Raw genomic sequence first — 24,093 nt, 5'->3', positions numbered from 1 at the left:
CCCTTTTGACATACTTTAATTAGTGACCTAGAACAAAGGAGGCGAATTACTCTTGAATCGTTCCATTAAAGTCAGACTGGCATTCATATTCGTTGTCCTGCTCTTTATTCCATTTGTCGCCTGTAAAAAAGACCAAGAGCAGACCGTACAAGTAGCCGAGGTGACCCATTCGGTCTTTTATGCACCGCTTTATGTCGCCCTATCCGAAGGATTTTTCAAAGATGAAGGCTTAGAGGTTGAATTAAAAACCACTTGGGGCGGCGATAAAACAATGACAGCTCTCTTATCCGGCGGCGCTGATATCGCTCTGACCGGATCTGAATCTTCTATTTATGTGGAAGCACAAGACACGAAAGACTCTGTCATGAACTTTGCACAGCTGACACAAACAGACGGTACATTTCTTGTTTCAAGGGAAAAAATCAATCAATTCTCTTGGGATCAATTGAAAGGAAAGGACTTTCTCGGTCAACGAAAAGGCGGCATGCCGCAAATGGTCGGTGAATATGTCCTGAAAAAAGAAGGCATTGATTTGAAACAGGATCTTCGCATGATTCAAAATATTGATTTTGCCAACATTTCAGGTGCTTTTTCCTCTGGAACTGGAGATTTTGTGCAGTTATTCGAACCGACAGCTTCCTTAATTGAAAAAGAAGGCAAAGGGTACATTACCGCCTCCTTTGGTGAGGCTTCCGGCAAGGTGCCTTATACCACCTTTATGGCAAAGAAGAGTTACTTAGAGGAAAACAAAGAGACAGCTGAAGCCTTTACTCGTGCCATTTACAAAGCGCAAAAATGGGTCAAAGCAAAGAGCCCAGAGGAGATTGCCGAGACAATCCAATCTCAATTTCCTGATACAGACCTTGATGTCTTATCAACAGCTATCAAACGCTACAAACAGCAGAACTCCTATGCAACAGATCCCCTTCTAAATGAAGAGGAATGGAACAAATTACAGGAAATCATGAAGGCAAGTGGTGAACTACCGGAATTTATCCCGTACAAACAACTTGTCGATTCATCCATTGCAAGGAAGGTCACAGATCACAAATAGAACAGGAGGTAGCACATGTCTTTCCTTCAAATTGACCATGTGACCCACACGTACTTCTCTTTAAAAGAAAAAACAACGGCCATACAGCACATCAATATGGAGATCACTCAAGGTGAATTCATCTCATTTATTGGTCCTAGCGGATGCGGGAAAACAACCTTGCTTTCCATCATCGCAGGCATTACGCCACCCTCTGAAGGTCGAATTTTAATCGAAGGAAAAGAACCGAATCAACAGGAGCATCAAATCGGTTATATGCTCCAGCAAGATTATTTGTTCCCATGGAAAACGATCAAGGAAAATGTCATTCTCGGGTTAAAAATTGCAAAACAAGATTCACATGAAGCCACCTCAGCTGCCCTTAGCTTACTGCCAAAGCTTGGACTCAATGATGTCGAAGATAAATACCCGAAGGAGCTGTCAGGCGGGATGAGGCAGCGTGCGGCTCTCGCCCGAACGCTTGCAGTTGATCCCGGACTGCTTCTGCTAGATGAGCCATTTTCAGCACTAGATTACCAGACGAAACTGACATTAGAAGACCTCGTCTTTCACACATTAAAAAACTACCAAAAAACGGCTGTTCTTGTCACGCATGACATCGGCGAAGCCATTGCGATGAGTGATCGCATTTTCTTATTCTCAAAGCATCCAGGCTCTATCCAGCGAATGTTTACGGTTCCAGATGATCTGAGGACGCTCTCTCCTTTTGAAGCGAGACAGACAGCAAGTTTCCAAGAGCTCTTTCAAACGATTTGGAAGGAGCTGAAGACAGTTGAAACACAGTGACCTTTTACATGAAGCCTATCGAAAAAAAGTTCGAATGGAAAAACGCATGACGCGAGTCTACCAGTTGATCATTTTCGCCAGTTTCTTTTCGCTTTGGGAGCTTGCGAGCCATTTCAGACTGATTGACCCGCTCATTTTCAGTTCACCATCTGCCGTCTGCCAATTGTTTGTACAAAAATTATCAGATGGTTCATTAATCAATCATATGAGCATTACGCTATTTGAAACAGTGCTCGGCTTTCTACTTGGTACTTTTTGCGGCATTTTATTAGCCGCCGCCTTATGGTGGTCCACCCGTCTTGCAAATGTTCTTGATCCTTATTTGGTTATTTTAAATGCGATGCCGAAAGTTGCTCTCGCCCCCATTTTAATTGTTGCCCTTGGACCAGGCATGATCAGCATTGTCGCGATGGGTGCCATTATCAGTGTGATCATTACCACCATCGTCATTTATACAGCCTTTCAAGAAGTCGATGAGAATTATTTAAAGGTCATGAAAACCTTTGGCGCGAAAAAAAGAACGGTCTTCCGTGAGGTCATTTTGCCAGCAAGTATTCCAACGATGATCTCTGCCATTAAGGTCAATGTTGGTCTTTCTTGGGTTGGGGTCATTGTGGGGGAATTCCTTGTTTCCTCAAAAGGACTCGGCTATATGATCATCTATGGCTTTCAAGTCTTCAACTTTACACTCGTGTTCTTAAGTCTTTTCATTATCGCCGTCTTCGCCACCATCATGTATCAGCTTGTTGAATGGCTGGAACGCCGTTTTCTGCAAAAATAAAAAGCGCAGGGTCATTTCCCTACGCTTTTTTTAACGAATCAAACCGTTCTTTTCTAAATAAGCAAGACTTTGTCTCAAGACATCATCTTTCATAATAAAACTGAAATTTTTATTTTTTGCGATGGATCTTGGTAAGTCTGCGAAAAGAACGGGTCCTTTCGTTTCAAAATACGTGTCCTGCTTGACGAGCCTTTCAATATCAGCGAAATAAATATTTTTGACAATGACTTTCTCTCTGCCAAGCACCTGATATTGACCAATATACGTTAATTCACGAACAACAGCACCCGTCTCTTCGTGAATCTCTCGTATAGCGGCTTGATCTGCTTCTTCATTTGGCTCTACTTTCCCTCCTGGAAACTCGTAGCCTCGATCCTCATGTTCAGTAAGTAGCCATTTTCCTTGATAGCGGCAAATAGCCCAAACATGCTTAGGATGACTTGAAAAAGGCTGCTCTTCAAAAGAGAGCTTGACCGTATTATGATAATAGTCTTTAAATACATGCATGTGAAATCCCTCATATCCTGTCCTTGCTTCTTGTAAAACATCATACCACAGATCACATTTCTCTGAAGAATTTTTATGAAAAGTGAAACAAACGAGTACTTCTATCTCGTCTGTATGTAAAATAAGTATTCTTGCTAAAACCTTTTTATCATCTCCATCCTCATCCCATTTTAATCATGAAACCTTTTGCCCATGATGACGTAAATCAATAAGTGTTTGTCCTACACAGACGAGGAGGAAACCAGCATGAGCATCACAAATGGATCAAAACAAGAAAATAACAAGGCATGGCCAATGAGGCAACATGAGAAAGAAGACGCTTCTCTTGAGGCAGTGAAGAAACACCTCATGAAAGGACAAAAGTTAGATTTAACAAAAGACAATCCAAATGTAGATCAAATTCATATCGGACTTGGCTGGGACTTATCTGGTCAGCCAATTGATTTAGATACGCAAGTGTTTCTCTTAAATGAAGAGGACAAGCTTCTGTCTCCAAAACACCTGATCTATTATCATCAGCAGCAAAGCTTAGATGGAGCTGTTCGCCATCTAGGTGATCATCAGGTCGGCGGAGGCCATCGGGATAATGAGATCATCATTATGCAGCTGAGCAGAGTCTCACCCGATATTCAGAAAATCGTCGTAACAGCCACGATACATGATGCACACGAGCGGGCACATCATTTTGGACAGGTGAACAATGCCTACTTGCGCCTTTCCGATCAAATCACACAACAGGAGATTTGTACCTTTCAGTTAACAGAAGATTATTCATTTTTTACATCGATCATTTGTGCTGAACTAACGAGAGTTGAGAACGAATGGAAAATCACCGCAACCGGACAAGGTACGACCCTTGATTTAAACGACCTATGCCGCATCTACGGATTCACATCTTGACAAAGGAAAGGAGCTGGCACAAATGGGATTTCATTTCAACACAATCGAAGAACTGACCTTACAAGCAGAAGGCAACGGGATCTTTTTTGCCAAAAAAGGCGCTATGATTGCCGATCAAGGTACATTTCAATACCGTAAACGATTACTTGGGACGAATAAAGGGAATATGGTCAGCCAAGTATTTAATCATATTAGCAGAAAATTAACCGGTGAAAACCTTGAGATGATGGAAGTGAGTGGACAAGGCACTTGCTACTTGGCTGCTTCTAGCGAGCATGTGACCGTCATCAATCTTGAGCCGAACGGTCCTTGGCAACATGTTAGCGTGGAAAGTGAAGATTTACTTGCCTTTACTGAAGAATGTCACTATGGCGTGACACCGGTAGGCGTTGGGATTTTATCACAGAAAGGGCTATTTACTTCAAAGCTCTCGTATCAAGGTCACGGGGCGCAGGTTGCCATCAAAACAAATGGAAACCCGCTGATTTTAAAAGCACCTTGCCGTGTAGATCCTGACGCCATTGTCGCTTGGACGGGCAAAGCACCGAAAGTCAAATTAGATGTGAACTGGAAAACGTTCATTGGACAAACATCAGGCGAATCCTACTTGTTTGAATTTCATGAACAGGACCAAATTGTGATTATCCAGCCATCTGAACGAACATCTGGAATGCGGGTCGGGATAGATGATAACCGGTACAAACCCCAGAGTCAGAGTACCTCACACGAAATCACCAACTCACAGCAGGAAAATAGAGGCGGAATCAGTGATCTAATCGGCGGTATCTTACAGCCTCGAAAATAAAAGCATGTAGAATGTCTCTACATACTTTCAGATCGTTGACAAAAGGCTAAAATGAACTTTCTTTTAGCCTTTTGTCTTCTTTTCAGCGTGATAGAAAACCTTTGCAGTCTGGGAAAAACGAGTACTGGCGCGGAGCGAATTTGACATTCATGAGCACCTGACAAAGAATTCGAGGGTTTGTCTACATGCTTTTTCAATTCATCAGTCCATTGGTCTCAATAAAGTTCTTTGTCTCTTCGTTACCGAGATCATGAATCATCGAGTAAATTTCTTTTCTTTTCCTATCCATTTCGTCGTTTGGACTATCATAATGATATTCAAGAAATGGAACATGCGCCCGAAAGAAACCTTTCCAATCTGTCATATACTGTTCATCAAAATACTCTCTTAACTGCAAGATTTGGTCATCATCTGCTTCTATCTGAAATTGCCAAGCAGCCGCGTCTCTGTGCTGTGAGATTGATCCGTCTTGAACGGATACATAGTATGTGTGTCTCGCCATCTGATTCATCCTTTTTCCTTTAGTATGACCAGATATGAAGAAATTACGGCTTTTTGCGCAATTTATTTTTAATCATGTCTAACACATCAATAAACAACTGTGGAATGGGAATTCCGAGAGCTCTGGCTGTTGAGACAATCTGGTACGATTCATAAATAATATAAAAGATGAGCGCTAAATCCTTAATTGTCCCCCCAGTCTTCAGCATGACATCGAAGAAGTGTGCCATGGATATTAAAGAAATCGTCACAACCTTTCGAACAAGCCTGGTCAAAAAACGCTTCATCGTAAGTTGTCCAGTCACAGATTCTCTTAGGCTTGAACAAATTAATTCTATAGCCATGAGTGTCACTAATATCATGAGTAAATATCCTGCTCCACCAAACAGAAAGCCCATTGCCGACAAACTGACTGTAAACAACGAAAAGATGCCTAAATCCTTGCTCACTTGGCATCAACATCCTTTCATAGTGGAACTTCTTACCTCAATAGTATATGCCGCATTTGATGAATAGCTTGGACGACAAAAAATAAAGGCATGGTTAGCTGTGCAAAAAATTCGTGAAGCGCATAAAAAGAGCCGCCTGTGACGGCGGCTTTCTTGGTTAAACTCTGACATCAATAAACGTAGCGTCTGAATCTTTGGGCTGAACAGCTTGAGGCTGCTGCTGCACTTGATCGAGCATCACCATGGCTTGGGCTGTGTTCGTGGCAAGCTGTGAATTCAATAAACTGATATTAAGTGTTTTTTGAATACTCGCCACTTGCTGGCTCATCATTCCTGCAATTGAGGACATTTTCTCCCCTCCCTTCCCTTTTCTCTTCGGCTGAAAGCCCCATCAATTCAATGGGCTGTCTGTCACAAATCCATAAAAAAAGAATGCCGATCTGTTTAATGATCGACATTCCTTTCACATTCGCTTATCCTAAATATGCTTTTAGCATCCAGTTGTGTTTTTCAATGGATTGATGAATCGCAAGCAGCATATCACCTGTTGTTTCATCGCCAACTTCTGCAGCTAGCTCCATGCCTCGCTTAAGTTCTTCTGCAATATTAGAGAAATCATCATACAGATTTTTCACCATTTGCTCGGCTGATTCATTGCCTTCCGCTTCTTGAATGCTAGAAATTTCTAAGCACTCTTTCATTGTCGCAACAGGTTGTCCATTTAATGCGAGCATACGCTCAGCCAAATCATCGATATAAGTGGCTGTTTCTGTATATAATTCTTCGAATTTTTCATGGAGTGTAAAGAAATCTTTTCCCTTTACATACCAGTGATAGTTATGTAATTTTACGTAAAGCACAGTCCAATCTGCTACTTGTTTATTGACGACGTTTAATAATTTTTCAGACATGTTGATTCCTCCTTATGTAGTTGCGTTTAGTATGGGATTACCCTTTTTTTATTATACTGAAACCTGCCATCATTTTCTTCTATTTTGACCGCATGAAATATATGTTAATATGGAAATAAGGAGGGAGTTAGATGCTGTTACTTGGGATTATCAGCTTTATCATTATCTCAATCGTTGTCTTTTTATCACTGTGGACGACATCAAAGGCTTATGATTACAAGCATAAAGTCGATTCACCACAGGATGCTGAACCAAACCAACGTCCTAACCCAAAATAAAACCGCTTTCAATGATGTGAGGTATCTTCTTCTTCAGTAGATGAACTCTCTTTTTTCACATCACCTACATGGATGTTTGTCTTTGGCATATTATGCTGCTGTTTAGCTGTCACATGGACTTGTATGATATAAAGGCCATCTTGTTTGAAAGCTGTATGCAATTCATATACACCTTTCTCCTTTTTCTTTGGCTGAATCATCTTGCTGTTATCCTTGTCGCCATCTTTCCACACTTCAAATTCAACATCATCTGCATCATCAACAGGCGTATCACCATATGTGACAGCTGCTTTTACGATAACGTTTTCATTTTTCTCCACTTGCTCCGGCCCTGTTAGTTTGACTTCTAATAGCTCAGGCACTTCTCCCTTGTCATTGCTCGCTGCCGAGTTTCCACATGCACTAAGTAATGCGAGCATCAAAATGATTCCTACCATTTTCCGCATTCGTGTATCCCCCTTTTTTTACTGACATGTCCATTTTAACAAATATCCCCTATTTTAACAGCTCTCGTTTCATTTCATATAAAAAACCGGACATTCAATATGTCCGGTTCATCATATTACTGATTATCCAAATACTTTTAATAGCTCTTCTTGATCCTGAGACAGCCAGAAACGCATTAAACGTTTTGCTCCTTCAAGATCATGAAGCTTCGCTTGACCGCACTGCTCTTCATTTGCAGCAGGAATTTCTGTTACTTCCACTGCATCTTTGAATGTTGCATCAAGCAGTTCAACGATCTCTCTTGGTGTCGGTGCACCGCTGACAACTAAATAGTAGCCAGTCTGGCAGCCCATCGGAGAAATATCAATGATATCAAAATGATCGTATTTCTCTGAGTGTGTTCTAATATTAAACGCAAGTAAATGCTCTAATGTATGAATCGTATCAGGTTTCATTGCCTGCTTGTTTGGCTGACAAAAACGGATATCAAATTTGTTCACTTCCCCATCTGATCCCACTTTATGAACGCCGCAATGACGAACGTAAGGTGCTTTTACAGCATTATGGTCAAGTTCAAAGCTTTCAACTGAAGGCATTAATCACCACTCCTATAATTGCAATTTCCTATATTATAACATATTGCTCCGACCAGTTTAGTTTATAAAACTTCCCTTCCTTGTCCTTTTTTCTTATACTGTGAAAAGACAGACAAGGAGGAACCTCTATGAAACAAATTTTTATCGGCATCATTCGCTTTTATCAAAAATGCATTTCCCCTCTAACACCGCCGAGCTGCAGGTTTTACCCCACTTGCTCAAACTACGGGCTAGAGGCGATCAAAACGCACGGCGCTTTAAAAGGCGGATGGCTCACGATTAAGCGAATTTTAAAATGTCACCCGCTGCATCCTGGAGGCATGGATCCGGTCCCGCCTAAAAAGGAAAAATAACTTACTTTTCTTCATAACCGTTGACAACTAAGTCAAGCTTACCTGTCCCAGGATCAATGACAAGACCATGTACAGGTACATTAGATGGAAGAAGCGGATGATTTTTAACGACAGATACACTGTCTTTCACACTTTCTTCAACTGAGCTAAAGCTTTTGAGCCACTGTTTAAAATCGATTCCTGAGTATTCCAGTACTTCAATTCGTTTTTCTGGAATACCACGCTCAATGGCTTTATTTAAGAGTGTTTCGCTGTCTATTTTACTCATACCACAATCGTGATGCCCAATGACGTACACCTCGTCAGCATTCAATTCATAAACAGCCACTAAAATGCTTCGCATAATACTTCCAAATGGGTGAGAAACAAGAGCGCCAGCACTTTTGACAATTTTAATATCGCCATTTTTCATGTTCATGGCGCGCGGAAGCAGTTCAACAAGTCTTGTATCCATACATGATAGAATGACAGCTTTTTTCTGTGGAAACTTCGTTGTTGTAAACTCTTCATATCGCTTCTCTTCGCAAAATTGTTGATTGTACTCGATGATTTCGTCTAAAAGTTTCATAAGTTTGTCCATTCCTTTTTCTTTTTTTAAAAATAAATATAGCACAATGTTTTAAATTTCGTCACGTTTTGACGTCTATTTTTTTAGAGGAAACATCTTCTGATGAAAATTTTTTATTTTCCTCTTTTCAAATCGTAATTATTACGATACAATAACTCAGGACATTAAATCGTAATCATTTCTATCTAATAGGTTGAGAGGAGACATTCTTAGATGAAAAAAATCTTTTTTATTTTAACAGCTGCTTTATTAGCGGTCGGTCTTGCCGCTTGCTCAAGCAGTGCGGGGACAAATGCTTCAAAAGGAAAAGCAGACGGGAAATTAACCATTTACACGACGATCTTCCCTATTCAAGATTTCACTGAAAAAATTGGCGGCTCTCACGTGAACGCTCAAAGTGTGTACCCTGCCAATGCAGATGCACACAGCTTTGAACCAAGTTCAAAAACGATGGTTGAAATGGCTGAAGGAGATGCCTTTATTTACAGCGGAACAGGTGCTGAAGCATTTGCTGATAAAACGGCTTCTACGTTAAAAGACCAAGGCGTGAAAACAGTGAAAGCAGCCGAAGGCATCAAGCTATTATCAACACAAGAAGAACATGCTCATGAAGAAGGTGAGGACCATGATCACGATCATGAAGGTGAAGATCATGACCATGATGGACACGACCACGGAGATAAAGATCCCCATGCTTGGCTAGACCCTGTTTATGCACAGCAAATGGCAAAAAACATTAAAGACACACTCGTTTCACTAGATCCAGATCATAAAGACGAATACACAAAAAACTATGAATCACTAAAAAAAGAATTACAATCGTTAGATCAGGAATTCAAAACAACGTTATCTAAAGCAGAACATAAAGAAATTCTTGTTTCTCACGCAGCATACGGCTACTGGGAAAAACGCTATGGCATTGAGCAAATCAGTGTACTAGGACTCTCTGCTTCTGAAGAGCCTTCCCAAAAACAGCTTGAAAATATCGTACAACAGGCAGAAAAGCATCACATCAAGTATGTCATTTTTGAAAATAACGTCAGCAGTAAAGTATCAGATACGATTCGCAGTGAAATTGGGGCAAAGAGCCTTACACTGAAAAATCTAGAATCCATTACAGAAGATGATGCTAAAAATGGCGAAAGCTATGTCAGCTTAATGAAACAAAATTTAAACACATTAAAAACAGCTTTAAATGTTGAATGAATTCATGAACCCTGTGCGATCAGCCGGGGTTTTTTACTGCACAAAAAAACACACCATGATCAGGTGTGTTTCTTTGTTTACATTTGATATTTTTTCTTAAACTGCTCCGCTCTGCCGCCTTTTTCTCCGAATTTCTGGCGTCCTGTATAAAATGGATGCGTATCTGAGCTTGTCTCTACTTTAATGACAGGATAAGTCTTCCCATCTTCCCACTCTACGGTCTCATGTGATGTCTTTGTTGATCTACTTAAGAAGCGGTAACCGCTGTTTACGTCCATAAATACAACTTCATGTGAGGTTGGATGAATATCTCTTTTCAATGTCAAAACTCCCTTCATCATTAAAACGTAACGATTACGTTTTATAATTATATTCTACTCCCTCTTTTACAACTTGTCAAAAAACAAGCTTTCTTAGTCAGGAAGAATAATCTAAAAATGGTGGAGAATAATAAACACCATCAAAAGAGATGCGATAAGAAAGGCGGAGAAAAAATTGACTGATCTCGTTTTAGCTAGAAGTCTGTTCGGCACAACAATGGGCTTCCATATTATTTATGCCTCGCTTGGCGTAGGCATCCCGCTAATGATTTTGTTAGCTGAACTCATCTTTCAAAAAACGAAGGACCCGCATTATGCCATCATGGCCAAACGATGGACAAAAGCGCAGGCTGTTCTGTTAGGTGTTGCCATTCCAACCGGTACCATTGCTGGTACGCAGCTTGCCCTTCTATGGCCTGGTTTTATGGAGGTCATCGGAAAAGTCATGTCACTGCCATTTCAAATAGAAATTTATGCTTTCTTTATTGAAGCATTATTTATGTCTATTTATGTGTACGCAGCAGATCGTCTATCACCAGCCATGCGCATCATTACCGTTATTTTCGTTGTCATTGGTGCAGCAGCTTCAGCGATTCTCATTACAAACGTACATGCTTTTGAAGGAACACCCGCTGGCTTTCAAATGGTCAATGGAGAAATAACGAATATCGAACCTTGGAAGGCATTTTTCAATCCTAGTTTTGTTGTAACTGCTACACATGTAGTACTGTCTGCTTTTACAACAGGCGCTTTTGTCATTGCTTCTGTCGCTGCATTTAAAATGTTGAAAACAAGAAAAAACGAAAAGCTCTATACCTTTCATCGAAAAGCCCTTTTTCTTGGACTGATTGTTGGTGGACTTTTCTCTTTTCTCACAGCCTTAAACGGTCACGAATCAGCTCAGCTTCTGTATGAATATCAGCCTGAAAAATTAGCGGGTGCTGAAGGTTTATTTGAAACGCAATCACATGCGCCTCTGGCCATTGGCGGTTTTACTGATGCCAATACGCAAGAAATCAAAGGAGCAATCGAAATCCCTTGGGCGCTTAGTTTTCTTGCAGGAAATAGCTTTGATACTGTGGTTAAAGGGTTAAATGATTTTCCTAGAGACGAGTGGCCGCCTTTATTTATTCACACATTATTTAACGGAATGGTCATTATCGGCTCATTGCTCATTTTCTTTGCTGTGTTAGCACTGTTTTACCGCAAAATTTTAAAACGCGAACATTATCCAAAATGGCTGCTTGTCCTTTATTTATTTGGCGGGCCTCTTAGTCTCTTGGCGATTGAATTTGGCTGGATCTTTGCCTGTACTGGCCGTCAGCCATGGGTGATTTATCGAATGCTCAAAACCTCTGAAGTCGTCACATCATCAGGATCTATCGGTACACTTTTCATCCTTTTTGCCATTGTCTATCTCATTTTAGGCATCGCAACTGTGATTGTACTGACGTACTACTTTAGAAAACATTCAATTGAAGAAGACTTACGGTTAACAGAATCTTAAAAAGGGAGCGATCTTGATGCAAATGGATGTAACAACTGATGCACTCATTGCAATCACCATCTTATGGGGATTCGTGTTTATCTATGCAGTGATGGCATCAATGGATTTCGGTGCAGGATTTTGGTCAATGATTTACATGAATAAAGAGCAGACAAAGGCCGCAAATATCGCAAATAAGTATCTTTCTCCCACTTGGGAAGTAACAAACGTCTTCATTGTGGCAATCGTCGTTGCCTTGTTTAGCTTGTTTCCAGGTGCAACATTTGTGCTAGGCACTGTTCTATTAATACCCGGCAGCATTATTTTGTTGCTTCTTGCACTGCGAAGCGGATTTCTCGTCTTCTCTCATTCACTGCCTAAAAAATATAGAAAAGCCGTGACATATATTTCAGGAATTAGCGGCTTTATTATTCCGTCCATCCTCATCATGGTTCTCCCCATTACACATGGTGGATTCATCTTTCAGGAGAATAATGTCTACTCATTAGATTTAGGATTGGTCTTTACAAGCGCAAATGTCTATTCTTTCATAGGTTTTGCGATTTTCAGTACCCTTTTTCTCTCATCTTTGCTTTTAGCTGATTTTTCTAATGTTGCAAACGAAGATGAGGCTTATAACATTTATAGAAGAGGAGCACTGATTACAGGTCCGCTTTCTCTCATGATGGCTTTCTTTATCATGCTCACACTGAGAAGTGAGGCCAATTGGCTGTTCACTAAAATGATGCAGAACATCCCGATCCTGCTTGTTTCTCTACTCATGTTTTTGCTTGCAGGTTTGGCTCTATTTTTACCAAACAGTCGCTTTAAACATCGGAAAGGGAGACCACGTTTAGCGGTTATCGCCATTACAATTCAATATTTCTTAGCAAGCTATGTGTATGGACATGCGCATTTGCCCTATATGGCCTATCCTGATATTACCATCATGTCTGGGTTTACAGATCCCGTCACATTTAGGGCATTATTTATTACGTATATTGTAGGGTTTATCATCCTATTCCCTGGGTTCTACTTCTTCTGGAAATTGTTTATGAAAGATAAGCGTTATATTCGTCAGGAAGATTAACATGAATGAACGCCCCTTACTTCGGTTACATTATAGATGAAAGACATACTCAAAAGGAGGTCATCTGTATGAGTCAAAAAATCCTTTGTGAAGTAAACAACTGTTCCTACTGGAATGCTGGAAATCGTTGTGGTGCAGATGCAATTTATGTCGTCAGCCATACAGGAAATACGGCTGAGAAAAGTGAAGAAACTGACTGTAAAACGTTTAAACCTCAAGACCTTTAAGTCTCATTAAAGGAGGCGCTTCGCTTTGAAAAACGATCGGCTTGCTCAAACGTTTCTTGAAGAAATTCAGGACGCGGACGAGGCTGCATTTTATCAAGCAGCTCACTCCTTTTTAAATCTTTGGGATTATGAATACGGACATGTTTCCGACATGCCCAATGACATGCATCAGTATATTGGCCAGCTTGCTTACGACAGCGGGCTTGTAGAAGAGTAAGAAAGAGCAAATGACCGCTCTTTCTTTTTGTTCAGACAGGAAGGAAAAACTTTCCTCAACTATACAGTGGTTCTATGGATGGTGCAAATGGCGATTCATTCGTTTTCATTTCACAAAATCATGTTTTGTAAACACATCAATTTTATCTGAGAAAGAACGAAGCGCTTGATAATCAACTTCTACACCCATACCTGGAGAACGCGGTACTTCAATAAACCCATTTTCAACTTTAATTTCAGGAAAAATGATATCCTGCTCCCAATATTTCGACGATGCTGAAATATCCCCAGGAATCGTAAATTGCGGAAGTGATGCAAGTGCCACGTTTTGCGCGCGAGAAATGCCTGTTTCAATCATTCCCCCGCACCATAACGGAATCTGCTGCTCCTTGCAGAACGCATGAATCTTAAGAGCTTCAGTCAGCCCTCCAACTCGTGAAGGCTTCACATTAATAATCTGACAGCTTCCAAGTTCTACAGCTTTTCTCGCATCATCTAAAGAACAAATACTTTCATCCAAACAGATTGGTGTTTTTAAATGCTTTTGCAAATGCCGATGATCGACAATGTCATCTGCGGCTAAAGGCTGTTCAATCATTAATAAACGAATATCGTCGAGCTGCTTCAGTTTGCTAATATCTTTTAATTCATAAGCAGAGTTTGCGTCCGCCATTAACGGAAGGTGAGGGAAAGACTCTCTTATCTTTTGTAGAAGTCCAATATCTTGTCCCGGCTTAATCTTCACTTTCACACGCTGATAGCCTTGATCAACAAACTGCTCTATTTGCTGAATCATATCATCTATTGGTCCTAACCCCGCAACGACACCAGATGGAATTCTATCTCTAGTACCGCCTAAGACGTCACGTAAGGACTTATTTTCTCGCTTCGCATAAATATCCCACACAGCTGCCTCAATTCCCGCTTTGGCCATTCTATTGCCTTTAAAATGGTACAAGCTGTCTGGTATGTCCGAAGGATGTGTAAAAGATCGGGTCAGCACGTTCGGGATAAAGAATGCCCTCAGCATGTGATAGCAGGTCTCGATGGTTTCTTCTGTATACCACGGAGAAGAGAAGGCAGATACCTCTCCCCATCCAGTTAATCCTGTTTGATCTTTGACCTCGACAATAATAAACTCACGCTCTGAAATGGTCCCAAGGCTCGTTGTAAATGGCTGTTTGAGTTTCATCGTGACATGATATAAGATCACACGTTCAATTTGAATCATCTAAAAACCCCTTTGATTTGAGTCTGTGCCTTTGCAATTTATTCGACGCATTCCTTGGCAGCTCATCCACAAAGTGAAAAGCGGCGGGCCATTTATACTTGGCTAATTGCGACTGACATAAAGCATAGAGCTCATTCTCCGGAATCTGCTCATCTGTCACAAGGAAGGCAGCAGGTACCTCTCCCCATTTTTTATCATATATACCCGTCACTCCGGCTTCCTTTACATTTGGATGTGTTAAAAGAACTGCTTCAATTTCTGCTGGATAAATATTTTCTCCGCCAGAAATAATTAAGTCTGACCGCCGATCAAGCACAAATAAGAATCCGTCCTCATCTACATAGCCAATATCACCCGTTTTCAGCCAGCCCTGCTCAAATGCAGCAGCTGTTGCCTCTTGACGATGAAGGTAGCCTTTCATGACATTTGCACCTTTTACCATGATTTCACCATGCTCAAAAGGACGACACGGACGGTCCTCATCTTGAATCTTTAATTCACACCCAAAAAGGGGCTTTCCCGCTGATCCAAGCTTTTCCACACTAAATTCTGGCGCAAGTGTCACAATTTGCGAGCAGGTCTCCGTCATACCGTACGATTGAAACACAGGAAATCCTTTCTCCTTACTCTCTTGAAGCATCGCATAAGGCGCAGGGCCTCCGCCTAACAGCAGGCAGCGCAAAGAAGACGGACATTCTTCAAGTCCACTTAATAAACGGGACAGCATGGTTTGAACAACTGACAACATCGTCACTCGATGCTGTTCAATAGCATTCTTGACTTCATCGACATCAAACTTTTGATGAAGCACGACAGTCATACCGTATATGACAGATTTAAATATAGCGGATAAACCGCTTATATGAAAAAGAGGCAAGGCAATGAGCCAGCGGTCGTCCTCCCTGATCCCTAAATTCAATGCCGAGGAAACAGCACTATGAAAATGATTGCCAAACGTTTGCTCCACCCCTTTAGGGCGTCCTGTCGTTCCAGATGTATACATAATCGTCGCCGTCTCATTTAAATCAATATCATGTAAGACCTTCTTTTCCATATCATGATCTGCATCAGGTAAAGTCTCTATTGTATAAACAGGTAAATCACCATGATGCTCATTTTCATATGCAGGTTCTGTTAATAAAGCCATGACTTTCGCATCTTTCAGCTGAAAACGTCTCTCTGCTTTTGTTAACTTATTGTTCAATAACACAATCTTGAAGCCTAATAAAAAACAAGCGTGAACAAGCATGACCATGTGAGGATGGTTGTTCATTAAAATCGCAACCGTATCCCCTTTTTTAAAAGATGCACGTGTCAGTCGATTTGCAAGTTGGTCTACATCATTCGCTAAATCACGAAATGTCCACTCTTTGTCTTGATAAATGAGTGCGACCCGGTCTGGCGTTAAATACGCACGGTGCAGCAGCCAATTCGGTTGCTTCATCATGACACCTCCTTTTCATAAAAGAAAACAGCTCAGTCTGATGCACTAAGCTGTTTTCATCCATATCATTGAATCAAGGGAAACGAGGGAACTGACCGAAGTCTGGCTTCCGTTTTTCCTTAAAGGAATCGCGTCCTTCTTTTGCTTCATCTGTTGTGTAATAAAGAAGGGTCGCATCTCCTGCAAATTGCTGAATACCAGCTAATCCATCTGTGTCCGCATTAAATGCAGCTTTCAAGAATCGTAAAGCAGTAGGGCTCTTTTCTAGCATGTCCTCACACCACTTCACTGTTTCTTCTTCCAGCTGCTCTAATGGTACAACTGTGTTGACAAGTCCCATATCAAGCGCTTCTTGTGCATTGTATTGACGGCATAAGTACCAGATTTCTCTTGCTTTCTTATGACCCACAATACGTGCAAGATAGCCAGATCCATAACCAGCATCAAAGCTGCCCACTTTTGGTCCTGTTTGTCCAAAAATCGCATTGTCTGCTGCAATGGTAAGGTCACACACGACATGAAGCACATGCCCGCCGCCAATCGCATAGCCCGCAACCATCGCAATAACTGGTTTTGGAATGACACGAATTAAACGCTGTAAGTCTAGGACGTTTAGACGTGGAATTTGATCGTCTCCTACATAGCCGCCATGACCGCGTACTTTTTGGTCTCCACCTGAACAGAATGCTTTTCCTCCAGCACCTGCAAGGACAATGACACCAACATCTGAATTGTCGCGAGCACGTGAGAATGCATCAATTAATTCACTTACAGTCTTTGGTGTAAATGCATTATGTACATGCGGACGGTTAATGGTGATTTTTGCAATCCCATTATATGTTTCATATAAAATTTCGTCATACTGACGCTCAGTTTGCCATTCAATAGCCATCAATATTTCCTCCTCTAATCTTGCGATAAAATAAACTCACTTACTATTTTACCAAAAAAATGTGGTTGTTCCACATGAACTGTATGCCCGGCATGCTCTACTACTGTGAATTGACTGTATTCAAGCTCCTGCTGCATACGTTTGGCGATGTCACAGAACTTTTTATCAAGTGTTCCGCAAATGAGTAAAACAGGCTGTTTTATCTGCTTTAATGCTTCCCACATAGACGGCTGTGAGCCCGTTCCTATACCTTCTAAGCTGCGAGCCAGCCCGTTAGGATCGGCTTTTAGCCTTCCCTCTCTCAGTTGCGTTAGCCTGTCCGCTGGCAAGGATTTCTGCGAAGCAAACAGCGGAATGTTCTCCCAAAAATCCACAAATTGCGCTAATCCTTCATGTCTGATCTTTTGAGCTAGCTGATGATCATGATTCAGCCTCTCCATCCGCTCTTTAAAAGAGTTCAGCCCTGGAGATGTACTCTCAAGAATCAACTTGTTTACTCGTTCTGGATAACGGGAGGCAAATGATAAAGCAATACGCCCTCCCATAGAATATCCGAGAATGTTCACTTTGTGAAGCTTTAATTGATCTAAAATCTCAGCAAGATCTGCCAGCTGCTGGGACATTGCATATCTTCTTATACTCTTTGGTGAGTCTGTGCGGCCATGTCCAAGCAAGCTGACCTGAATCAATCTCGTATGTTTTTCTGTATAAGTATTCAAAAAAGCCCAAGAAGCTGTACTCCCTGTAAAGCCATGTAAACATAACGTGGCATTTTCAGCAGATGGGTTATGGTCTATCACCTCATACGCCACACCATCGTGCATTCGTATTATGAGTGAAGGCATTCTTTTTTCACTTCCCTCAATATCTCGTCCATCATTTGGCGATGTTTGCCCACGCGAGAATGCCGGTCAGTTTCAATCTCAATTAAATGAAGCCCTGGTTCTTGGATATGCGCCAAGTACACATCTTTTAACTCTTCTTTCGTTGTCGGCTTCGAATAGGTTCCCCCATATAGCTTTGATGCATACTCAAAATTCAACCCAGTCGGCGTACCAAAGAGCTTTTCATAATACGGTTCATCGGATGCCTGCGGAAGGAAAGAAAAGATTCCTCCTCCATCATTGTTTAACAACACAACCGTGAGCGGAATGTCCATTAGCTTAGCTGCAAGAAGACCGTTCATATCATGGTAAAAAGACAAATCGCCGATGACTAAAGTGATGGGTTGTTTCAAGGCTGCATATGTTCCAAGAGCTGTGGACACAACACCATCAATGCCATTTGCTCCGCGATTCGCCATCATCCGAAACGGTTTTGACTGCGTTTCAAAAAAGGTATCGACATCTCGAATAGGCATACTATTTCCGATAAAGAGCACGCTCTCTTTTGGCAAAAGGTGCTGCAGCTGACGATAGACATTTCCCTCAAATGTCAGGTCCTCATCATTGTATTGATTTGCATGCATTCTAAAAGAAGAATTGATACTCTGCCAGCGTCGTAAGTAAGATGTATCCTGACGCTTTTCCGCTCTCATCAAGACTTCTTCTACAAAAGAGGCTGTATGACTTTCAATCATGTATGATGCGCTTAAACCAGGATCTCGATAACCACCCGCAGCATCGACGACAATCTGCTTCACTTCCGCATGCTTTTCTAGCCACTTAAATAAAGGCTTAGAAACAGGCATCGGTCCAAAACGAATGACCATTTCAGGCAAGAGGTGCTGCTGCAATGCCTCATCTTTTAACAAAGAATCGTATGCATCTATGATGTATTCTTCACTTTCATGTCCATTTCGCAAAAGAGAAAGCGGGTCAGCTAAAATTGGCAGATGCAAAGCTTTTGCAAGACGTAACACTGACGCCTGCTCTTCCGGCGAGTGAAGTTCACCAGCAACAATGATTCCTTTTGCCGCTTTGTTCATGATAGACACTAATTCTGACATAACCCGATCATCCGGACGAGCTTGACCTGCTGCTAAAACTTTGTTCGCAACTCCTTCTTCTCTAACAAAAGGATCAATAGACAAGTCAGGTAGCAATGGTTCTCTCAGCGGCACATTCACCTGAACTGGTCCCTTTGGCTCCTGCGTTGACACATGACTTGCCCTAGCAGCAGCAGTTTGGACATACCGCAGCATCGTTTGGCTTTCTTCTGGCAAGGCTAAGTCTGTGAACCATTTAACAAACTTACCGAATAAGAATTGCTGATCAATCGCTTGAGGTGCCCCAACCTCCCTCAATTCGTGCGGCCGATCAGCAGTTAAAACAATCAATGGTACTCGGGAATAATGCGCCTCGACAACAGCTGGGTAAAAGTTAGCTGCTGCCGTACCTGATGTACAAATGAGTAGCACTGGTGTTTGGCTCGCTTTCGCAAGACCCAGTGCATAAAAAGCAGCAGACCGTTCATCCACTAACACATGGACATTGATTTCTTGATGAGCAAGAGCCAGCATCGCAAGCGGTGTTGAACGGGAGCCAGGACAAACAACTGCCTCATTCACACCACTTTGCACAAATTCATCCATTAATCTGCCAATATATCTTGTCATGATTTGATTATTCAATAGGACGACCTCCAAGAGCAGACAGCATTGGTCTTAATTTCACTTGCGTTTCTTCATACTCTTGTTTTGCAAGGGAATCCTCTACAATTCCACATCCAGCAAACAAACGAACTTGGTCTTCCTCAATAAGACCTGATCGAATGGCGACAGCAAATTCTCCATTGTCCTTAGAATCAATCCATCCCACTGGCGCCGCATACCAACCGCGTTTCAACGGTTCGATTTCACGAATCACCTCTACCGCTTTTTCCTTAGGATATCCTCCAAGTGCTGGTGTTGGATGAAGCTGTTCAATTAATGAAAAGAGTGAACAGCTGCTTTTAATTTCTCCCACAATGGGTGTAAATAAATGCTGAATGTTTTTCGTTTTATAAAGACTTGGTTGATTTGGCTTATGCACATGATGGCAGTTTGCTTCAAATGCCTGCTCAATCATATTCACGACAATTTGATGTTCAATCAAATTTTTCTCATCATGAAGCAGTTCCTCACCTAGTGCCTGATCTTCTACTTCATCTTGACCACGTACAATGGAACCTGCCAAACACGATGAAAACACTTCACCACCGCTTTTTTTCACTAAACGTTCAGGCGTCGCCCCGACAAATGCTTGTCTTCCCTGCTCTATAGCAAATACATAACTCGTTGTTTGATGTTTTAGTAATTCTGCTAATAGTGGAGCGAGTTCTATTTGATTTTTATAGTGAAGCAAAACTTCTCTTGCTAAAACAACCTTTTCATATTCGTTCACACGAATGTGTTCTGTCGCTTCATGGATTGCTTTCATCCATTCCTGGACATCTAACTCTTCCATATGAACAAGCTCAGCTTGTCCATGATTTCTGACAGGCAATGCATCAAAATTAGAAGCTTTCTGTTCTAATTCTTGAATGAGCTGATGAACATTCCCGTCCACCTCGTTCCATTCATTGATCGTTAGAAACGTGCCTTCTTTTGAAACAGTCAGCATCATCGATGGCACAAAAAAATGAGCCTCGCCAAATGCTTCCCAGTGACGCACCTTCTCTTCATATGGATCAAATGAAAATCCTCCAAATAAAAGCGGACCAACTGCCGCTTGCTTTAACTCCTTCTCATCATGAAAATGGAACATATGCTGTTTCAGCTGCTCCCATTCTTGATGGACGATATTGAATCGTTCTTTGCCTTGCTCTGATGATTTAATCACGGCCGCTCTGCCAAGTCCAGAAAATATCATTTGGCTTTCTGGATCAGACCAAAAAAACCGCTCGCCTAAAAAATCCGCTTCGCCGCTTTGGAAAAAGGCAAGAGGATCCAGATCGTCAACTCTTCTGGAGTAGCTTATCAAAACAGCATGGTTGACGTTATTCGCTTCTTCTAATGTCGCAAGCGCTTCCTGCCGGAAAGTACTTTGCACTGTTGTCACCATGATACATTCCTCCAAAATCCATGAAATAACATATAAAAATAAAACCATCATGTAAAAAAATACATGAACATTCGAGTATGTCGAATGACCTGCTTTTCTATTATAAACCTTAACAGATGAACTTAGTAAAGAAAACAGCTTTTAAAACCTCGAATCCTTATTATATCACGCTTTCAAGATTTTTTCGCTCCCGCTTATTGAAATGAGAACATCCCTTAAAAAATGGTAAGACCTGTTCGAAGATCAAGCTTTCTCTCTAGATGGGAACGATTAGCAAACATCTTTTTCTTGTTTCATCGCATCAATATATTGACACCTTTTTGAACTTTGCTAAACTGGAATTTGGACGTGTACGTATTTTTTTATTTAAAGGAGTATATTTTATGCAGCATCAATCGATATCAGATCAGCTTTCACCAATTAAGCCTGATAAAAACTGGCGGATTTGGTGGAATTTACTACGACCGCATACATTAACAGCGGCATTTATTCCCGTTACTTTAGGAACTGTCCTAGCACTTCCGAGTGGTCAAATACATGTTGGGCTATTTTTAGCTATGCTATTTGCATCGATGTTTATCCAAATTGCAACGAACATGTTTAACGAGTACTTTGATTATGTTCGCGGATTGGACAATGAGAAATCTGTCGGTATCGGCGGAGCGATCGTGAGAAACGGTGTAAAACCAAAAACAGTTTTAGGACTCGCTTATGCCTTATTCGCGCTTTCTTTATTACTTGGGATCTATATTTGCATGATGTCTAGCTGGTGGATTGCACTCATAGGACTAATTTGTATGGCAGCAGGCTATTTTTATACCGGTGGCCCTGTACCAATTGCTTATACACCATTTGGAGAACTTGTATCAGGTGCTTTTATGGGACTAGGCATCATTTTAATTAGTTTCTATATCCAAACAGGAACATTGACATCAAAAGCTGTGCTCATTTCATTACCCATCTCTATTTTAGTTGGTGCCATCTTACTGTCGAACAATATCCGTGATTTAGACGGTGATAAAGAGAATGGACGAAAGACACTTGCTATCCTAGCTGGACGTAAAGCGGCAGTCAACATCCTACTTTCCATGTTTGTGATCTCATATGTACTCATTTTTGTTTATATCTTTATGGATATCGTGGGTCTTTGGAGTCTTCTTGTCTTACTCAGTGTGCCAAAAGCTTATACAGCCATTAAAGAATTTAAGCAAAAAGAAAAACCAATTGAATTAATGAATGCCATGAAGTCGACAGCACAAACCAATACGTTTTTTGGTTTCCTGTTAACGATCGCATTGATCTTACAATATTATCTCGCATAACACGAAACGCCTGCAGCCGCAGGCGTTTTTTATTGAAGAATTGCTTCAAATTGGCACAAGTCTTACATCAAAATTTGCTCATACTAACAATATGTTTGATATGAAAGGGTGATCGCTTTGTTGTCTAAAAACGAATTACATCAGTTGAAGCAGCGACTTCTCGATGAAAAACAAGAAATTGAAGCCAAAAGCCATGATGATGAACAGAAAGTATCATTTCCTTATGATTCAGTGGGCGAACTGTCAGCCTATGATAACCACCCTGGCGACCAAGGGACAGAACTATTCGAACGCGGAAAAGACATTGCCTTAAACAGTTTGGAACATGAGCATCTGTCCGATATCAATGAAGCACTCCAAGCAATGGCAGACGGCTCTTATGGTTTGTGTAAAGTGTGTAAAGCCCCTATTCCTAAAGAACGCTTAGAAGCCCTTCCCACCGCTGTCACATGCACAGAGCATTCAAAAGAACAGACCGTTTCACAAAACCGTCCCATTGAAGAGGACTTATTAAGTCCGCCCTCAGGGCAATTTGAAAATGAAGAAAGTGCTGCATATGATGGTGAAGATGCCTACCAAGACGTAGAACGCTATGGGAACTCTGATACCCCATCCGATATGGAATTTCCTCCATTGACATACGATGATGTGTATACACAATCAGAAGATGAAGATTATGTGGAAGACTATGAAGGGTTTGCAGCTGCTGATATTGAAGGAAAAGCAAGCAAGGTCTATCCAAATAAAGCACACGAAGCTTATGAAGAAGCATTAGATGAAGAAGGCGTCATGACGGTGTTTGGTGACTTGAAGCCTTACGAAGAAGAACCTTATACTAAAAAAAATGATTAGTCCCCACATATTGGGGGCTTGATGTTTATATCATGTAATAATTGGGAAATAAGTTGAAGAGTGAATTGATTGGGAGGAGATTTCTGGATGGCTAAAAAAAGTATCATTTGGGCGGTTATCGTCTTCTTTATTACATACGCATTATTTTCTATTGCAGGGTTCCTGTTCCCTATCGACAGAGAATGGTATGACGCACTAAATAAACCTGAATGGACACCTAGTGGTGGTGTCATCGGTGCGGTCTGGGCTGTCTTATTCGCCATCATTTCGTTATCTGCCGCCATCATTTATGCAAAGTATGGTTTTCAAAAAATCACATTACCATTTTGGATTCTGTTTCTTTTAAATTATGTATTCAATCAAGCCTTTAGCTTTTTTCAATTTACACAAAAAGATTTATTTGCAGCTACGATCGACTGCCTGCTTGTAGCACTGACAGCACTCGCACTTGTCATCGTCTCACGTAAACTAAGCAATGCTGTCCCAATTTTATTGATTCCTTATGTTTTATGGGGATTCTTTGCGACATACTTGTCTTATACGATCTATTCCATGAATATGTAAGAAAAGACCGCTATGATGGCGGTCTTTCGTTTTGTGGAAAATAAAAAAGAGGTCTTTATTAGACCTCTTTAAAAAATGACCCGTACGGGATTCGAACCCGTGTTACCGCCGTGAAAGGGCGGTGTCTTAACCGCTTGACCAACGGGCCAGAAAAATGGCGGAGAAGGAGGGATTTGAACCCTCGCGCCGCTTGCGCGACCTACACCCTTAGCAGGGGCGCCTCTTCAGCCACTTGAGTACTTCTCCATTTGGCTCCGCAGGTAGGATTCGAACCTACGACCGATCGGTTAACAGCCGATAGCTCTACCACTGAGCTACTGCGGA

Annotated in this window: 30 protein-coding genes and 3 tRNA genes; 15 read left to right on the top strand and 18 right to left on the bottom strand. The window is 41.4% G+C overall.

Features of this window, described 5'->3' with window-relative positions; genetic code table 11:
* Positions 1-52 precede the first annotated feature (52 nt).
* From ACTJJD_RS17620 to ACTJJD_RS17610, 3 genes are read left to right on the top strand one after another with little or no spacing between them, the layout of a single operon-like run.
* Positions 53-1,054 carry an ABC transporter substrate-binding protein gene (locus ACTJJD_RS17620; RefSeq protein WP_046527566.1) on the top strand — a complete coding sequence of 334 codons (1,002 nt, stop codon included), beginning with the start codon at positions 53-55 and terminating at the stop codon, positions 1,052-1,054.
* A gap of 15 nt (positions 1,055-1,069) precedes the next feature.
* A complete protein-coding gene (locus tag ACTJJD_RS17615) occupies positions 1,070-1,840 on the top strand; it encodes an ABC transporter ATP-binding protein (protein WP_048001453.1) in 771 nt (256 codons plus the stop codon).
* A 34-nt stretch (positions 1,841-1,874) separates the two neighbouring features.
* Positions 1,875-2,621, top strand: a complete 747-nt coding sequence (locus tag ACTJJD_RS17610) for an ABC transporter permease (protein ID WP_370529235.1) — start codon at positions 1,875-1,877, stop codon at positions 2,619-2,621.
* Positions 2,622-2,651: 30 nt separating this feature from the next.
* Here the strand turns inward: ACTJJD_RS17610 and ytkD are convergent, their stop codons facing one another.
* A complete protein-coding gene (gene ytkD, locus ACTJJD_RS17605) occupies positions 2,652-3,128 on the bottom strand; it encodes an RNA deprotection pyrophosphohydrolase (protein ID WP_008342951.1) in 477 nt (158 codons plus the stop codon).
* A gap of 246 nt (positions 3,129-3,374) precedes the next feature.
* Here ytkD and ACTJJD_RS17600 point away from each other — a divergent pair, with 246 nt between their 5' ends.
* Both ACTJJD_RS17600 and ACTJJD_RS17595 read left to right on the top strand, forming a co-directional pair.
* On the top strand, positions 3,375-4,028 hold the full coding sequence (locus tag ACTJJD_RS17600; RefSeq protein WP_440600191.1) for a TerD family protein: 654 nt from the start codon (positions 3,375-3,377) through the stop codon (positions 4,026-4,028).
* A 22-nt stretch (positions 4,029-4,050) separates the two neighbouring features.
* Positions 4,051-4,833 (top strand): AIM24 family protein, encoded by a 783-nt coding sequence (locus ACTJJD_RS17595; protein WP_440600190.1) that lies wholly within the window; start codon positions 4,051-4,053, stop codon positions 4,831-4,833.
* A 193-nt stretch (positions 4,834-5,026) separates the two neighbouring features.
* Here the strand turns inward: ACTJJD_RS17595 and ACTJJD_RS17590 are convergent, their stop codons facing one another.
* From ACTJJD_RS17590 to ACTJJD_RS17575, 4 genes are all read right to left on the bottom strand, one after another.
* On the bottom strand, positions 5,027-5,335 hold the full coding sequence (locus ACTJJD_RS17590) for a hypothetical protein (protein WP_008342945.1): 309 nt from the start codon (positions 5,333-5,335) through the stop codon (positions 5,027-5,029).
* A 43-nt stretch (positions 5,336-5,378) separates the two neighbouring features.
* On the bottom strand, positions 5,379-5,783 hold the full coding sequence (locus ACTJJD_RS17585) for a phage holin family protein (protein WP_008342944.1): 405 nt from the start codon (positions 5,781-5,783) through the stop codon (positions 5,379-5,381).
* 157 nt (positions 5,784-5,940) lie between these two features.
* On the bottom strand, positions 5,941-6,132 hold the full coding sequence (locus ACTJJD_RS17580) for a hypothetical protein (protein ID WP_008342942.1): 192 nt from the start codon (positions 6,130-6,132) through the stop codon (positions 5,941-5,943).
* A gap of 124 nt (positions 6,133-6,256) precedes the next feature.
* Complete coding sequence (locus ACTJJD_RS17575; RefSeq protein ID WP_007501934.1) at positions 6,257-6,694, bottom strand: Dps family protein; 438 nt, start codon at positions 6,692-6,694, stop codon at positions 6,257-6,259.
* 131 nt (positions 6,695-6,825) lie between these two features.
* On the opposite strand from ACTJJD_RS17575, the gene ytzI reads away from it, so the two are divergent.
* Positions 6,826-6,972 (top strand): YtzI protein, encoded by a 147-nt coding sequence (gene ytzI / locus ACTJJD_RS17570; RefSeq protein ID WP_017358370.1) that lies wholly within the window; start codon positions 6,826-6,828, stop codon positions 6,970-6,972.
* 8 nt (positions 6,973-6,980) lie between these two features.
* On the opposite strand, the gene ACTJJD_RS17565 is transcribed toward ytzI, so the two are convergent.
* Together ACTJJD_RS17565 and ACTJJD_RS17560 are read right to left on the bottom strand one after the other, a co-directional pair.
* The gene (locus tag ACTJJD_RS17565; RefSeq protein ID WP_008342936.1) at positions 6,981-7,418 is read right to left on the bottom strand and encodes a FixH family protein; all 438 of its coding nucleotides are present in this window, start codon (positions 7,416-7,418) and stop codon (positions 6,981-6,983) included.
* Between the two features lie 123 nt (positions 7,419-7,541).
* The gene (locus ACTJJD_RS17560) at positions 7,542-8,015 is read right to left on the bottom strand and encodes an S-ribosylhomocysteine lyase (RefSeq protein WP_008342935.1); all 474 of its coding nucleotides are present in this window, start codon (positions 8,013-8,015) and stop codon (positions 7,542-7,544) included.
* Between the two features lie 128 nt (positions 8,016-8,143).
* On the opposite strand from ACTJJD_RS17560, the gene yidD reads away from it, so the two are divergent.
* Positions 8,144-8,368, top strand: a complete 225-nt coding sequence (gene yidD, locus ACTJJD_RS17555; protein WP_008342933.1) for a membrane protein insertion efficiency factor YidD — start codon at positions 8,144-8,146, stop codon at positions 8,366-8,368.
* Position 8,369: 1 nt separating this feature from the next.
* Here the strand turns inward: yidD and ACTJJD_RS17550 are convergent, their stop codons facing one another.
* Positions 8,370-8,936: a beta-class carbonic anhydrase gene (locus ACTJJD_RS17550; RefSeq protein WP_079920371.1), complete on the bottom strand. Its 567-nt coding sequence runs from the start codon at positions 8,934-8,936 to the stop codon at positions 8,370-8,372.
* Positions 8,937-9,149: 213 nt separating this feature from the next.
* On the opposite strand from ACTJJD_RS17550, the gene ACTJJD_RS17545 reads away from it, so the two are divergent.
* Complete coding sequence (locus tag ACTJJD_RS17545) at positions 9,150-10,142, top strand: metal ABC transporter solute-binding protein, Zn/Mn family (protein ID WP_024719324.1); 993 nt, start codon at positions 9,150-9,152, stop codon at positions 10,140-10,142.
* Between the two features lie 77 nt (positions 10,143-10,219).
* Here the strand turns inward: ACTJJD_RS17545 and ACTJJD_RS17540 are convergent, their stop codons facing one another.
* On the bottom strand, positions 10,220-10,462 hold the full coding sequence (locus ACTJJD_RS17540) for a type B 50S ribosomal protein L31 (protein WP_017358374.1): 243 nt from the start codon (positions 10,460-10,462) through the stop codon (positions 10,220-10,222).
* 175 nt (positions 10,463-10,637) lie between these two features.
* On the opposite strand from ACTJJD_RS17540, the gene ACTJJD_RS17535 reads away from it, so the two are divergent.
* The 4 genes from ACTJJD_RS17535 (at position 10,638) to ACTJJD_RS17520 (ending at position 13,482) form a co-directional block, all read left to right on the top strand.
* The gene (locus tag ACTJJD_RS17535) at positions 10,638-11,969 is read left to right on the top strand and encodes a cytochrome ubiquinol oxidase subunit I (RefSeq protein WP_035391038.1); all 1,332 of its coding nucleotides are present in this window, start codon (positions 10,638-10,640) and stop codon (positions 11,967-11,969) included.
* A gap of 22 nt (positions 11,970-11,991) precedes the next feature.
* The gene (locus ACTJJD_RS17530) at positions 11,992-13,038 is read left to right on the top strand and encodes a cytochrome d ubiquinol oxidase subunit II (RefSeq protein WP_440608721.1); all 1,047 of its coding nucleotides are present in this window, start codon (positions 11,992-11,994) and stop codon (positions 13,036-13,038) included.
* Positions 13,039-13,106: 68 nt separating this feature from the next.
* On the top strand, positions 13,107-13,265 hold the full coding sequence (locus tag ACTJJD_RS17525) for a DUF1540 domain-containing protein (protein WP_008360682.1): 159 nt from the start codon (positions 13,107-13,109) through the stop codon (positions 13,263-13,265).
* Positions 13,266-13,290: 25 nt separating this feature from the next.
* Positions 13,291-13,482 (top strand): hypothetical protein, encoded by a 192-nt coding sequence (locus ACTJJD_RS17520; RefSeq protein WP_017358376.1) that lies wholly within the window; start codon positions 13,291-13,293, stop codon positions 13,480-13,482.
* A gap of 105 nt (positions 13,483-13,587) precedes the next feature.
* Here the strand turns inward: ACTJJD_RS17520 and menC are convergent, their stop codons facing one another.
* The 6 genes from menC to ACTJJD_RS17490 form a co-directional block, all read right to left on the bottom strand.
* The gene (gene menC / locus ACTJJD_RS17515) at positions 13,588-14,712 is read right to left on the bottom strand and encodes an o-succinylbenzoate synthase (RefSeq protein ID WP_008342917.1); all 1,125 of its coding nucleotides are present in this window, start codon (positions 14,710-14,712) and stop codon (positions 13,588-13,590) included.
* Entirely contained in the window at positions 14,699-16,159 is a 1,461-nt protein-coding gene (locus ACTJJD_RS17510; RefSeq protein WP_440608707.1) for an o-succinylbenzoate--CoA ligase, read from the bottom strand. Before ACTJJD_RS17510 ends, menC begins: the two co-directional genes overlap by 14 nt.
* A 70-nt stretch (positions 16,160-16,229) precedes the next feature.
* The gene (menB, locus tag ACTJJD_RS17505) at positions 16,230-17,048 is read right to left on the bottom strand and encodes a 1,4-dihydroxy-2-naphthoyl-CoA synthase (protein WP_008342913.1); all 819 of its coding nucleotides are present in this window, start codon (positions 17,046-17,048) and stop codon (positions 16,230-16,232) included.
* Between the two features lie 14 nt (positions 17,049-17,062).
* Positions 17,063-17,893: a 2-succinyl-6-hydroxy-2,4-cyclohexadiene-1-carboxylate synthase gene (menH, locus tag ACTJJD_RS17500; RefSeq protein ID WP_035391031.1), complete on the bottom strand. Its 831-nt coding sequence runs from the start codon at positions 17,891-17,893 to the stop codon at positions 17,063-17,065.
* On the bottom strand, positions 17,878-19,620 hold the full coding sequence (gene menD / locus ACTJJD_RS17495; RefSeq protein WP_440608706.1) for a 2-succinyl-5-enolpyruvyl-6-hydroxy-3-cyclohexene-1-carboxylic-acid synthase: 1,743 nt from the start codon (positions 19,618-19,620) through the stop codon (positions 17,878-17,880). Before menD ends, menH begins: the two co-directional genes overlap by 16 nt.
* On the bottom strand, positions 19,613-21,031 hold the full coding sequence (locus tag ACTJJD_RS17490) for an isochorismate synthase (protein ID WP_317327839.1): 1,419 nt from the start codon (positions 21,029-21,031) through the stop codon (positions 19,613-19,615). The genes menD and ACTJJD_RS17490 overlap by 8 nt, the downstream gene beginning before the upstream one ends.
* Positions 21,032-21,414: 383 nt before the next feature.
* On the opposite strand from ACTJJD_RS17490, the gene ACTJJD_RS17485 reads away from it, so the two are divergent.
* The 3 genes from ACTJJD_RS17485 to ACTJJD_RS17475 all read left to right on the top strand — a co-directional run bounded on the left by ACTJJD_RS17485 (position 21,415) and on the right by ACTJJD_RS17475 (position 23,769).
* Positions 21,415-22,353: a 1,4-dihydroxy-2-naphthoate polyprenyltransferase gene (locus ACTJJD_RS17485; RefSeq protein ID WP_017358382.1), complete on the top strand. Its 939-nt coding sequence runs from the start codon at positions 21,415-21,417 to the stop codon at positions 22,351-22,353.
* 117 nt (positions 22,354-22,470) lie between these two features.
* Positions 22,471-23,205, top strand: coding sequence for a TraR/DksA C4-type zinc finger protein (locus ACTJJD_RS17480; RefSeq protein ID WP_039168304.1), 735 nt, complete (start codon positions 22,471-22,473; stop codon positions 23,203-23,205).
* An 87-nt stretch (positions 23,206-23,292) separates the two neighbouring features.
* The gene (locus ACTJJD_RS17475; RefSeq protein ID WP_317327842.1) at positions 23,293-23,769 is read left to right on the top strand and encodes a TspO/MBR family protein; all 477 of its coding nucleotides are present in this window, start codon (positions 23,293-23,295) and stop codon (positions 23,767-23,769) included.
* Between the two features lie 76 nt (positions 23,770-23,845).
* On the opposite strand, the gene ACTJJD_RS17470 is transcribed toward ACTJJD_RS17475, so the two are convergent.
* The 3 genes from ACTJJD_RS17470 to ACTJJD_RS17460 form a co-directional block, all read right to left on the bottom strand.
* Positions 23,846-23,917 (bottom strand) — tRNA-Glu (locus tag ACTJJD_RS17470).
* A 7-nt stretch (positions 23,918-23,924) separates the two neighbouring features.
* A tRNA-Ser gene (locus tag ACTJJD_RS17465) sits at positions 23,925-24,015 on the bottom strand.
* 3 nt (positions 24,016-24,018) lie between these two features.
* Positions 24,019-24,093 (bottom strand) — tRNA-Asn (locus ACTJJD_RS17460).

Source organism: Bacillus sp. 22446 (assembly GCF_052044955.1).
Classification (GTDB): domain Bacteria; phylum Bacillota; class Bacilli; order Bacillales; family Bacillaceae; genus Bacillus; species Bacillus altitudinis.
This window is presented reverse-complemented; position numbering and strand designations above follow the sequence as displayed.